Raw genomic sequence first — 11,573 nt, forward strand, 5'->3', positions numbered from 1 at the left:
CCAGACCGGTCCGCGAGGTGAACAGCGACTCGGCGCGGCGATAGCTGAGGCTGGCGCGGTGGTTGTCGTTGATGTTCCAGTCGAGCTTGGCCGAGTACTTTTCGTCGGTGACCGGCGTCGAGCGCAGGATCGAACCGGCGGCGAAGTCGCTGGCGTAGTTGGTGTCGTAGATGCCGACGATCTGGTCGATCGTGGCCTGGGTCAAGTTGTTGGCGAAGGGCGTCGCGAAGCCCGCGCCGACCGGGCCGGTCCCGGTGACGTCGAGGGTTTCGTACTTCTCGTACGAGCCGGCGAAGAACAGCTTGTCCTTCCAGATCGGGCCCGACAGGAAGCCGCCATAGTTTTTCTGGCTGATCAGGGGCGTTATGCGCTGGTTGCCGATGTGGCGGCCGATCAGGCCTTCATTCAGATAGTTGACGAAGGCCGAACCGTGGAACTGGTTGCCGCCCGAACGCAGGACGATGTTCAAGGCGCCGCCGGTGAAGGAGCCGTTCTCGACGTCGGTCGGGACGGCCGCGACGCTGAACTGCTCGACCGCGTCCAGCGAGATCGGGCCGCGCGCGGTGGGCAGGCCGCCGGTTTCCAGGCCGTAGGGGTCCTGGGCGGCGACGCCGTCAATGGTGATGCGGTTGGTGCGCGGGTTCGAGCCGGCGATCGAGATGCCGCCGTCGTTGCGGACGTTCTGCGAAACCAGGATGTCGCGGCGCGCCAGGTCCCGGACGTCGCGGTTGATCGAGACCACGGCCTCGATCGCGTCGCGATTCAGGACCGTCTTGGGGCCGGTGTCGCCATCGCTCGACGCGGCGGCGGTGACGGTGATGGCTTCAACCTGGTCCGAGGTCAGGTCGACATCGACCCGGGCCGTGTCGGCCAGGCTCAGATACACGCCGCTGATCGTGCGCGGTTCGCGGCTGGCCGACTGAACGGTGATCTCGTAGGGGCCGCCGACGCGCAGGCCGCGGGCGTCGAACGCGCCATTGGCTTCCGAAACGGTGGTGGCGCGCGTGCCCGACGGAACGTGAACGATGGTCACGGCCGCGCCGGCCACGGGGGCGCCGTCAGCGGTCACCGTGCCGCGCATGGCGCTGGTGGTTTCCTGGGCGTGGACGGCGCTGGCGGAGGCCAGCGCCAGCACGGCGAACGCCGAACCGGCAGCGAGTCTTTTCATCGAAATCATTATAAACCCCTCATTATCGGCGTTGTGCGTGTCGAGGCGCGCACGGCGTCCTATCTTGAACCGCTCTTTAGACGCTGTTTTAGAAGCTTTGGTGACGGAATGGACACGATCGCGGATAAAGGCGCAACGATCGGCGCCGTTGCAACACTTTTGGTCAGCGACTTCTTACTTGTGCAGGAGAAAACGGCGTGAAGCAGGGGGTTATCGCAGGCGCGGACGAGGCTCGCGCCTGGAAGCTGACCCTAGTTTTGGTCGGGGTCCTGACGATATTGCGGGTCACGGCGCTGTTCCTGACACCGCTGGAACTGTATCCGGACGAAGCCCAGTACTGGCTTTGGTCCCGCACCCTCGATTTCGGCTATTATTCCAAGCCGCCGATGATCGCCTGGCTGATCTGGCTGACCACGACGGTGGGCGGCGACGCCGAGCCGTGGATCCGGGTCTCGACGCCGCTGCTGAACGGGCTGACGGCTCTGGTGATCTTCCGGATCGCGCAGCGTCTCTACAGCGCCTGGGCTGGCTTGGCGGCGGCGGCGGTGTTCAGCTTGATGCCGGGCGTGCAGCTGTCCTCGGGCGTCATCACCACCGACACGCCCCTGCTGTTGTTCCTGGCCCTGACGATCTGGGCCTATGTGTCACTTCCCGCCGCGGAGGGCCGCCGCAAGCTCCTGGTCGCCGCCGGCATGGGCGCGGCGCTCGGCCTGGCCTTCCTGTCGAAATACGCCGCCGTCTACGCCGTCATCGCCCTCCTGGCCCACGCCGCCCTGTCCCGCGAGGCGCGCCGCGCCTGGACGCCCGCCGCCCTGGGAGCCTTCGTGGCGTTGCTGGCCCTGGTGTTCGCGCCCAACCTGCACTGGAACCTCGAGCACCATTTCAAGACGCTGGAGCACACCGCCGACAACGCCAACTGGGGCTCCAAGCAGCTGTTCAACATCGGCGAACTGGCCGGGTTCATCGGGTCGCAGTTCATGGTCTTCGGACCCCTGCCGTTCGCGGTGCTGATCGGCGGCGGGGGACTGATGATCGCCCGGCGCCGCCTGAAGCCGGCCGACCTCTTGCTGCTGTGCTTCGCCGTCCCGCCGCTGATCGCGGTGGCGGGCGAGGCCTTCGTCTCGCGGGCCAACGCCAACTGGGCGGCCGCGGCCTATGTCGGCGGCTCGGTGCTGGTCGGCGGCTGGATGACCCGTTGGCGGGCGCAACGCTGGCTGATCGCCGGCCTGGCCCCGCAGGCCCTGCTGGCGGCCCTGTTCCTGATCTGGGTGGTCAACCCGCTGATCGCCGAGCGCATGGGCATGGCCAACAGCTTCAAGCGGGCTCGCGGCTGGGACGAGACCGTGCAGGCGATCATCGCCCGGGCCCAGGAAGAGCAGGCCAAGGGCGGGCTGTCGGCCGTGGCGGTCGACGACCGCTTCCTGTTCAATGTCGCGGCCTATTACGGTCGGGACTATTTCGCCGGGCCCGGCGCGCCGCCGCTGCGGATCTGGGTGCATGAGTCCGCGCCGCAGAACCAGGCCGAGACCGAGGCGCCGCTGAACGCGCCCCTGGGACGCAGGGCGCTGATCGCCAGCCTGGAGGGCGTCTATCGCCCCAAGATCGAGCAGGATTTCAAGGCCGAGTCCGGGCTTGAGATCATCCGGGTGCGGCTGGACCACAAACACGTTCGCCGCACCGACCTGTTCATCGCCGAGGGCTTCGCCCCCGTCGCCCGCGACCCCGGGACCGGACGGCCGCCCGAACCCGCCAAGACAGGCGCGACGGCCCCCTAGAGCTTTCCGGGTCAGGTAAAAACATCCGACCCGGAAAGCTCTATCGTCATGTCTTCAGAGCGCGACCTCGAAGGCGGCCTCGGTCTTGGCCTTGACCTCATCGAGGGTGACGCCCGGGGCCAGTTCGATCAGACGCACCGGGGTCTTGCCACGGTTGATCTCGAACACGCCGAGCTCGGTGATCAGCAGGTCGACCACGCCGGCGCCGGTCAGCGGCAGCGAGCAGGCCTTGAGCAGCTTGGGCGCGCCGGACTTCTCGCAATGGTCCATGACCACCACCACCCGCTTGACGCCGGCCACCAGGTCCATGGCCCCGCCCATGCCCTTGACCATCTTGCCGGGCACCATCCAGTTGGCCAGATCGCCCTTTTCCGACACCTGCATGCCGCCCAGGATCGACAGGGCGATATGGCCGCCGCGGATCATGGCGAAGCTGTCGGCCGACGAGAAATACGAGCTGGAGTCCAGTTCGGTGATCGTCTGCTTGCCGGCGTTGATCAGGTCGGCGTCCTCTTCGCCCTCATAGGGGAAGGGACCCATGCCGAGCATGCCGTTTTCGCTCTGCAACGTCACCGACACGCCGTCGGGAATATAGTTGGCCACCAGGGTCGGAATACCGATGCCGAGGTTCACATAGAAGCCGTCGCGGAGTTCGCGCGCGGCGCGGGCGGCCATGTCGTCGCGGGTCCAGGCCATCAGATTTCAACTCCAGCTGCGGCGTTCTCGCCGACGGCTTCGCGCGCGCGGGTGGTGACCCGCTCGATGCGCTTCTCGAACACCGCGCCCTTGACCAGGCGGTCGACATAGATGCCCGGCGTATGGATGCCGTCCTTGTCCAGCTCGCCGATCGCCACGATCGCCTCGACCTCGACCACGCAGGCCTTGCCGGCGGTGGCCATCATCGGGTTGAAGTTACGGGCGGTCTTTCGATAGACGAGGTTGCCCTCGGCGTCGGCCTTCCAGGCCTTGACGATCGACAGGTCGGCGACGAGACCGCGCTCCATCACGTAAAGCTCGCCGTCGAAGTCGCGCACTTCCTTGCCCTCGGCCACCAGGGTGCCGACTCCCGTCTTGGTGAAGAAGGCCGGAATGCCCGCCCCGCCGGCGCGGATCCGCTCGGCCAGCGTGCCCTGCGGATTGAACTCCAGCTCGAGCTCGCCAGATAGGTACAGCTGTTCGAACAGCTTGTTCTCGCCCACATAGGACGAGACCATCTTCTTGATCTGACGGTTCTCCAGCAGGATCCCCAGGCCAAATCCGTCGACGCCGCAATTGTTGGAGACGACCGTGAGATCCTTGACCCCCGTCTCGCGGATCGCCGCGATCAGGTTTTCCGGAATGCCGCACAGGCCAAAGCCTCCGGCCATGATGGTCATGCCATCAAACAACAGACCCGCCAGCGCCTCAGCGGCGGTGGACTTTACCTTGTCGACCATGGTTCCTCCCGGAGCGACGTTCGCCGATTGCTCTGAAGCGTCGGCTGGAGAAATTCAACCCTTGATGAATAAAATTCCGCCAAAGACTTCAAGGACCGGAGCGGGCGCGTGAGTGGCGAGACTATCACTCCCGCCCGCCCAACGGCCACGTCCGGCGTGCTGCTGGTGCTGGCCCATCCCGCACTAGAACGCTCGCGCGCCAACCGCGCCCTGGCCAAGGCGGCCAAGACCCAATCGGGCGTCACGTTTCACGACCTCTATGAGACCTATCCCGATTTCGCGATCGACATCGAGCGCGAGCAGGCCGCCTTGCTGGCCCATGACGTAATCGCCCTGCAGTTTCCGCTCTACTGGTACTCCACGCCCGCCCTGCTCAAGGAGTGGCTGGACCTGGTGTGGCTGCACGGCTTCGCCTACGGGATCGACGGCAACGCCCTGGCCGGCAAGCGCCTGTTCGTGGCCTGCACCACCGGCGGCGGGGCCAAGGCCTATCACGCCCATGGCTATAACCGCTTCTCGATGGACGACTTCCTGCGGCCCTTGGAGCAGACCGCCTATCTGTGCGGCATGGTCTGGGAAACGCCCTTCGTCGTGCACGGCGCCGCGGTCAAGACCGACGAGGCGCTGAAGGCCGAGGCCGACCGCTACCGGGCGCGGGTGGCGTCCCTGCTCGCCCCGGCCGACGCCGAACTGGGAGCCTGAAACATGCAAGCGGTCCTCATCCAGGCGATCGTCTATCTGGGCGCGGCGGTGATCTCGGTGCCGATCGCCAAGCGGCTGGGCCTGGGCTCGGTGCTCGGCTACCTGATCGCCGGCGTCGTCATCGGGCCCTTCGCCCTGTCCCTGGTCGGCCAGCAGGCCGACGTCATGCGCTTCGCCGAGTTCGGCGTGGTCATCCTGCTGTTCCTGATCGGGCTCGAGGTCCGACCCTCGACCCTGTGGGACATGCGCAAGACCATCTTCGGCCTGGGCGGGGCCCAAGTGGTCGGTACAGCCCTGGCGGTGGCCGGGGTGTCGCTGCTGCTGGGCCTGCCCTGGCAGACGGCCCTGGCCGTGGGCCTGGTCCTGGCCATGTCGTCCACCGCCATCGTCCTTCAGACCCTGGACGAGAAGGGCCTGCGCCAAGGGCCCGTGGGCCGGGCGGCCTTCGGGGTGCTGCTGCTGCAAGATCTTGCGGTGATCCCGATGTTCGCCCTACTGCCCCTGCTGGCGACGGTCGCCCCGCCCGCCGTGCACGGCGACGGCGGCCACGGCGCCAGCCTGATCTCGCACCTTCCCGCCTGGGCCCAGGGCCTGGCGGTGCTCGCCGCGGTCGGCGCCGTGGTCGGCGGCGGCCGCTATGTGGTGCGCCCGATCTTCCGCTTCATCGCCGAGGCGCGGCTGCGCGAGATCTTCACCGCCGCCGCCCTGCTGATCGTGGTCGGCGTGGCGGGCCTGATGCAGACCGTCGGCCTGTCGCCGGCCCTGGGAGCCTTCCTGGCCGGGGTGGTGTTGGCCGAAAGTGAGTTCCGCCGCGAGCTCGAAACCGACATTGAACCGTTCCGGGGCCTGCTGCTGGGGCTGTTCTTCATCACGGTCGGGGCCGGCATCGACCTGCGCCTGGTCGCCAGCCAACCGCTGACCCTGATCAGTCTGGTGCTGGGTCTGATGATCCTGAAGTTCCTGGTGATGTTCGGCATCGCCCGGCTGTTCGGGGCCCCCGCCCGCGGCGCGGCGGCGGTGGCCACGGCCCTGGCCCAGGGCGGGGAGTTCGCCTTCGTGCTGCTGACCTTCACGGTCGGGGCCGGGGTGATCGGGGCGACCCTGGCCGCCCTGCTGACCGCCGCCGTCGCGGTCTCCATGGCCCTGACTCCGGTCGCGGTGATCCTCTATGAGCGGATCGCCGAGCGCCTGAACGCCGCCATCCCCGATGTCGAACCCGAGACCGGCGACTTCGACGAGCAGGAACCCGACATCATCATCGCGGGCTTTGGCCGTTTCGGGCAGGTGACGGGTCGCCTCCTGGCCGCCAACGGCTTTCGCTCGACGGTTCTGGACACCGATATCGAACAGATCGAGCTGCTGCGCCGCTTCGGCCGCAGCGTCCACTATGGCGACGCCACGCGGCTGGACCTGCTGCGCCAGGCCGGGGCGGATACGGCCAAGATGCTGATCGTGGCCATCGACGATCGCGAAAAGACAGTCGAACTGGTCGAGACCGCGCGCCGGGCCTTTCCCAACCTGACCATCCTGGCCCGAGCCTGGGATCGCCGTCACGCCTATGACCTGCTGGCCAACGGCGCCGACGCCGTCGAGCGCGAGACCTTCGAGGCGGCGCTGTCGCTGGGCGCGACCGCCTTGCAGAAGCTGGGCTTCCGCGCCCACCGGGCTCACCGCGCCGCCTCGTTCTTCCGCCGCCACGACCGCAAGACCTTCGAGGACCTGCGGCCGATGTGGGGTCAGGAGGAGGCCTATATCCTGGCCTCGCGCGACGCCGCCAAGACCATGGACCGCCTGCTGGCCGCCGACCTGCAGCGCCTGCGGCCCGGCGACGCGGGCGGCGGCTGGGACACGTCCAGCCTCGAGATGGAACTGCGCGAACGGGCCGAGCGCGAGGGCGCGAGCTAGTCGGCCGATCAGCTGGCGTGGATCACACCGCCAGCACCGTCTCGACCCACTGGGGCACGACTTCGCTGGCCGGGCCATAGAGCCGCTCGTCGAAGGCGCGGGCGTTGTCCGAAGGCTGCAGATTGATCTCGCAGGTGCGGATGCCCAGGTCTCGCGCCTGGGCGACGAAGCCCGCGGCCGGATAGACCGATCCGGACGTGCCGATGGCCACGAACAGGTCAGCGGCCTCAACGGCGTCGACAATCCGCTCCATGAACAGCGGCGTCTCACCGAACCAGACCACATGCGGCCGCGCCGTCGCGGTCCTGCCGCAGGCGCCGCAAACCGTGTCGGCCCGCATCGCCTGCCGATCGGGCCAGGTCGCCTGGCAGGCCTGGCAGCGGGTGACCAGCAGCTGGCCGTGCATGTGAACCACCTCGACCGCGCCGCCCTGCTCGTGGAGGCCGTCGACATTCTGGGTGCAGATCATCACCGAGCCGCCCCGCGCACTCATCTCGCGCTGCAGCCGCGCCAGGGCGAAATGGGCGGCGTTCGGCGCCGCGCCCGCCAGATTGGCACGACGGGCATTGTAGAAGGCTCGCACCCTGTCCGGATCCCGGGCGAAGCCCTGGGGCGTGGCGACGTCGTTGAGATCATATTTCGTCCAGACGCCGTCGCGGTCGCGAAAGGTGCCCAGGCCGCTTTCCGCCGAGACGCCGGCCCCGGTCAGCACGAAGATGTTGGATCCCGATCGACCCTGGTCGGACCCCTTCAAACTTGACACTGCCGTCATTTTTAATTTGACCGTTCCGAGCGCATGAGTTGACAGTGTTTAGATAGCCTGGCGGTCCGCGCAGACGAACCCCGGCCTTTTCCCTGGAGGAACCGCCATGACGGACAAGAACATCACCAAGGACGCCATGTACGACGCGGTTGCGCCGGACGACTTCGAGTCGATGCTCGAACTCGACCGCTACAACAACCGCTCCAGCGCGTTCGACAAGATCATTTCCGCGACCCACGATCACTTCTGGGACCCGCTGGACAAGGCCTATATCGACTTCGACGAACCCTTCGACATGGAGAACCAGGCCCTGGTGCCCGAGGATCTCGTGATCGCCCTATCGACCGACTATGTCTCCAACCACCTTAGCGACCCCAAGACCCGCATCCGCTTCATCAACCAGTCGGTGCTGCGCAGCTTCTCATCGATCCTGCACGGCGAGCAGGGCGCGCTGAACCTGTCGGCCAGCCTGTGCCACGTGCTCAAGGACCAGGGCGCGCAGGAATACGCCGCCAATCAGACCCGCGAAGAAGCTCGCCACGTCACGGCCTTCGCCAAATATATCAAGGTCCGCTGGGGCCGCCCGGTCGAGTGCGGCCCGGCCCTGAAGACCCTGCTGGTCGAGATCATCGGCGCCCCCGAGGTCTACAAGAAGATCATCGGCATGCAGATGCTGGTCGAGGGTCTGGCCATGGGCGCCTTCGCCACCTTCTACAACCAGATCAATGATCCGGTCGGCAAGAAGATGCTGCAGCTGGTGATGACCGACGAAGCCTTCCACCACAAGTTCGGCAAGATCTGGGCCGACCGTACGGTGCCCAAGCTGAGCGCCGAAGAGCACGCGATCATCGAGGACTGGGCGGCGCACTGCTTCCAGACCCTGCTTTTCAATCTCGTTTCGCCGCACCAGCAGCTGGATCTCTATGCCGAGTTCGGCCTGGATCCCGACAAGGTCGTCGAGGAGTACGGGAAGATCATGACCGACGACGTTCGTCGCGAGGCCATGAAGGAGCAGACCAACATCTTCCGCGTGCTGGTCAAGACACTGCTGAACGCCGGCATCATCACCGACCGCACCAAGGCCTTCTACGCCATGTACGTCGATATCGACGAACTGCGCGGCGAGGGCGACCGGATGGTCGGCGACGACATCGCCGAGGAGGGCATCCGCCATCTGCAGGCCATCAACTTCCGCGACCGCCCGGTCGCGGCCGTCAGCATCGCCGCCGAATAGTCTCCTCGACTGTCCTGAGACAGCCGCCCGCCAGGAACACTGGCGGGCGGTTTGCGTTTAGGTCGCCTTGGGGCAAGGTTTCCGAATGCGCAATTCCGTCTCGACGTTCCTTGCAGGCCTGCTCCTCGTGACCTGTTCCGGAACGGCCATGGCCGGCGCGAGGCCTCCGGCCAAGCCCGTTTCGCTCGCTTTCTATTCGGGCAAATGGTTCGAGATCTCCCGTACGCCCAATGCCGGCCAACGCGATTGCGAGGCGGCGACCACCCAGTTCACCAGCACGGGCGACGACGCCTTCAAGGTCGTGCAGGTCTGCCGCAAGGGCAGCGCCTCCGGCCCCGCCAAGATCTTCACCACCCGCGGAACGATCCTGACCGGCACGGGCAACGCCAAGTTCTCGATGAGTTTCCTCGGGGGACTCAAAAAGCAGGAATACTGGGTGCTGGACCGCGCCGACGATCAGTCCTGGGCGATCATGGCGACGCCGGGCGGGAACTATGTCTGGCTGCTCGCGCGCCAGGCCGTGATGACCCCAGCGGCCAAGGCCGTCGCCCTGGCCCGGGTCAGGTCCCTGGGCTACGCCAAACTTGAATTCCCCGCCCATCCCGCCAAGTGAGCCGCATGAAAAGCCAGATTCTCTTCCTCGCCGCCGCGAGCCTCCTCCTAGGCGCCTGTGTCGCCGGTCCCAGCGGCAATCCCAACCCGCCCCAGCCGGCCAAGAGCGTCGACCTGGATCGCTATCTCGGCCGCTGGTACGAGGTCGCCCGCTACGACATGCGCTTCGAGAAGGGCTGTGAAGGCGTCACCGCGGAGTACTCGAAGCGGCCCGACGGCCTGATCCGCGTGCTCAACACCTGCCATCAGGGCGCGGTCGACGGGCCGGTCAAGAGCAGCGAGGGCAAGGCCAAGGTCGTCGACGCCGCCACCAACGCCAAGCTGCAGGTCTCGTTCTTCGGTCCGTTCTGGGGCGACTACTGGGTGCTCGACCACGCCGAAGACTACAGCTGGTCGATCGTCGGAGAGGGTTCGGGCAGGTATCTGTGGCTTCTGTCGCGAGAGCGTCCGACCGACGCCGATCGGCCGCCTTGACCGCCCGGGCCAAGGCTCTCGGCTATGACGTGACCCTGCTGCGACCGACCGTCCAAGCCGCTCCAGAGTGATCGCGCGGCTCGGGACTTGATCCCCGAACAAAGCTAGAACAAGATCGACGCATGGACGTCGTGATCGATCTTCGCCCCGTCGCGGCCCCGCGACCACGGATCTGGTGACCCGCGGCGCGCGCGATTCCTGGGGTCCCTCGGCTATGCCCCCTGGCCGAGGTGACCCTGCCCATGGCCGGCGCGCCGACCTGATGGCCCTGGGCCCCAAGGGGGACATCCTGATCGTCGACGGTCAAGTCCGGGCTGGAGGACTTCCGCATCGACCGCAAATGGCCGGAATACGGGCCCTATTGCGACGCCTTCTATTTCGCCGTCTCGCCGCAGTTCCCGGACGGGATCCTGCCGGAAGAACCCGGTCTGATCGTCGCCGATAGTTTCGGCGGGGCGGTGGTGCGCGAGGCGCCCGTGGCGCCCCTCGCCCCGGCGCGTCGCAAGGCGCTGACCCTGGCCTTCGCGCGTCTGGCGGCGATGCGCGCCGCCGGCATGACCGCCGAAGCCCTGTAGCCGGTCCGGTCCCAACGGTCTTTCCTCTATATCGAACGCGGCAAATCGGTTTGGATGGGCCATTGATGACGCGCGGAATCGGGCCTTCTCCATTCCTAAGCCCCGCGTTGGGAAGTTGACGGAGCCCTGATGGTCCGCCCGATCGTTTTCTATCTGCCGCAGTTCCATCCGATCCCGGAGAATGACGCCTGGTGGGGCCCCGGCTTTACGGAATGGACCAACGCCGCCAAGGCCAAGCCGCTGTTCGAGGGTCACTATCAGCCGCACGTGCCGGCTGATCTGGGCTTCTATGACCTGCGGGTTCCCGAAACCCGCGCCGCCCAGGCCGACCTCGCCCGCCGCTACGGTATCGAGGGCTTCTGCTACTATCACTACTGGTTCGGTGATGGCCGACAGCTGCTGGAAAGACCGTTCAACGAGGTCCTGGCCAGCGGCGAGCCCGACTTTCCTTTCTGCCTTTGCTGGGCCAACCAGAGCTGGACCGGCATCTGGCACGGCGCGCCCAATCGCATGCTCATGGAGCAGACCTATCCGGGCGAGGCCGATGACACCGCGCATTTCGAGTATCTGCTGAAAGCGTTTCGTGACCCGCGCTACATCACCGTCGAGGGTCGGCCCCTGATGCTGATCTTCGCCCCCCGGAACCTGCCAGACCCCCTGGCCCACTGCCGGCGCTGGCGCCAGATGGCCGAGGAAGCAGGGCTTCCCGGCCTGCATCTACTGGCCGTCCGCATCGTCGCCGATGACTGGGACGCGGCCGCCGCGGGCTTCGACGGCTCCGTCGAGGTCCGCACGCCCCTGGTCTTTTCACGCAATCCCGCCTTTGTCGGCGTCAAGATCATCGACCACCGCAAGATGGTCGACCTGGAGTTCCGAGCCTCACCCGTCGCGCACAAGCAGTATCCCTGCGTCGGCCACACCTGGGACAA

10 protein-coding genes and 2 pseudogenes are annotated in these 11,573 nt (G+C 66.7%); 8 read left to right on the plus strand and 4 right to left on the minus strand.

Translation table 11 applies throughout. The annotated features are described in order from the left end of the window. A partial coding sequence (locus CSW58_RS01815) for a carboxypeptidase-like regulatory domain-containing protein (protein WP_143755047.1) occupies positions 1 to 1,168 on the minus strand: 1,168 nt, incomplete at its 3' end. Positions 1,169 to 1,365: 197 nt separating this feature from the next. Between CSW58_RS01815 and CSW58_RS01820 the strand changes: the two genes are divergently transcribed. Then, positions 1,366 to 2,943 carry a glycosyltransferase family 39 protein gene (locus CSW58_RS01820; RefSeq protein ID WP_099446079.1) on the plus strand — a complete coding sequence of 526 codons (1,578 nt, stop codon included), beginning with the start codon at positions 1,366 to 1,368 and terminating at the stop codon, positions 2,941 to 2,943. A gap of 54 nt (positions 2,944 to 2,997) precedes the next feature. Here the strand turns inward: CSW58_RS01820 and CSW58_RS01825 are convergent, their stop codons facing one another. After that, a complete protein-coding gene (locus CSW58_RS01825) occupies positions 2,998 to 3,639 on the minus strand; it encodes a 3-oxoacid CoA-transferase subunit B (protein ID WP_099446080.1) in 642 nt (213 codons plus the stop codon). Further along, positions 3,639 to 4,379 carry a CoA transferase subunit A gene (locus CSW58_RS01830; RefSeq protein ID WP_099446081.1) on the minus strand — a complete coding sequence of 247 codons (741 nt, stop codon included), beginning with the start codon at positions 4,377 to 4,379 and terminating at the stop codon, positions 3,639 to 3,641. The genes CSW58_RS01825 and CSW58_RS01830 overlap by 1 nt, the downstream gene beginning before the upstream one ends. A gap of 123 nt (positions 4,380 to 4,502) precedes the next feature. On the opposite strand from CSW58_RS01830, the gene CSW58_RS01835 reads away from it, so the two are divergent. Both CSW58_RS01835 and CSW58_RS01840 read left to right on the plus strand, forming a co-directional pair. Further along, a complete protein-coding gene (locus CSW58_RS01835; protein ID WP_099446087.1) occupies positions 4,503 to 5,081 on the plus strand; it encodes an NAD(P)H-dependent oxidoreductase in 579 nt (192 codons plus the stop codon). Positions 5,082 to 5,084: 3 nt separating this feature from the next. Further along, entirely contained in the window at positions 5,085 to 6,986 is a 1,902-nt protein-coding gene (locus CSW58_RS01840; protein ID WP_099446082.1) for a monovalent cation:proton antiporter-2 (CPA2) family protein, read from the plus strand. Positions 6,987 to 7,008: 22 nt separating this feature from the next. Here CSW58_RS01840 and CSW58_RS01845 read toward each other — a convergent pair whose 3' ends face one another. Further along, positions 7,009 to 7,758: an NAD-dependent deacylase gene (locus CSW58_RS01845; protein ID WP_099446083.1), complete on the minus strand. Its 750-nt coding sequence runs from the start codon at positions 7,756 to 7,758 to the stop codon at positions 7,009 to 7,011. Between the two features lie 97 nt (positions 7,759 to 7,855). On the opposite strand from CSW58_RS01845, the gene CSW58_RS01850 reads away from it, so the two are divergent. The 5 genes and pseudogenes from CSW58_RS01850 to CSW58_RS01870 form a co-directional block, all read left to right on the plus strand. Continuing rightward, a complete protein-coding gene (locus tag CSW58_RS01850) occupies positions 7,856 to 8,983 on the plus strand; it encodes a ferritin-like domain-containing protein (RefSeq protein ID WP_099446084.1) in 1,128 nt (375 codons plus the stop codon). A gap of 85 nt (positions 8,984 to 9,068) precedes the next feature. Next, positions 9,069 to 9,596 (plus strand): lipocalin family protein, encoded by a 528-nt coding sequence (locus CSW58_RS01855; protein WP_099446085.1) that lies wholly within the window; start codon positions 9,069 to 9,071, stop codon positions 9,594 to 9,596. 5 nt (positions 9,597 to 9,601) lie between these two features. After that, a pseudogene (locus tag CSW58_RS01860) lies at positions 9,602 to 10,140 on the plus strand (lipocalin family protein). Positions 10,141 to 10,191: 51 nt separating this feature from the next. Further along, a pseudogene (mmcB, locus tag CSW58_RS01865) lies at positions 10,192 to 10,644 on the plus strand (DNA repair putative endonuclease MmcB). Between the two features lie 129 nt (positions 10,645 to 10,773). Then, a partial coding sequence (locus CSW58_RS01870; protein ID WP_099446086.1) for a glycoside hydrolase family 99-like domain-containing protein occupies positions 10,774 to 11,573 on the plus strand: 800 nt, incomplete at its 3' end.

The sequence above is a fragment of the Caulobacter sp. B11 genome, from assembly GCF_002737765.1.
Lineage (GTDB): Bacteria > Pseudomonadota > Alphaproteobacteria > Caulobacterales > Caulobacteraceae > Caulobacter.

Bases quoted from the DNA above. Each gene is read 5' to 3' on its own strand.
- CSW58_RS01825 (WP_099446080.1), bottom strand. From the start codon at position 3,639: ATGGCCTGGACCCGCGACGACATGGCCGCCCGCGCCGCGCGCGAACTC.
- CSW58_RS01830 (WP_099446081.1), bottom strand. From the start codon at position 4,379: ATGGTCGACAAGGTAAAGTCCACCGCCGCTGAGGCGCTGGCGGGTCTG.
- CSW58_RS01840 (WP_099446082.1), top strand. From the start codon at position 5,085: ATGCAAGCGGTCCTCATCCAGGCGATCGTCTATCTGGGCGCGGCGGTG.
- CSW58_RS01845 (WP_099446083.1), bottom strand. From the start codon at position 7,758: ATGACGGCAGTGTCAAGTTTGAAGGGGTCCGACCAGGGTCGATCGGGA.
- CSW58_RS01850 (WP_099446084.1), top strand. From the start codon at position 7,856: ATGACGGACAAGAACATCACCAAGGACGCCATGTACGACGCGGTTGCG.
- CSW58_RS01855 (WP_099446085.1), top strand. From the start codon at position 9,069: ATGCGCAATTCCGTCTCGACGTTCCTTGCAGGCCTGCTCCTCGTGACC.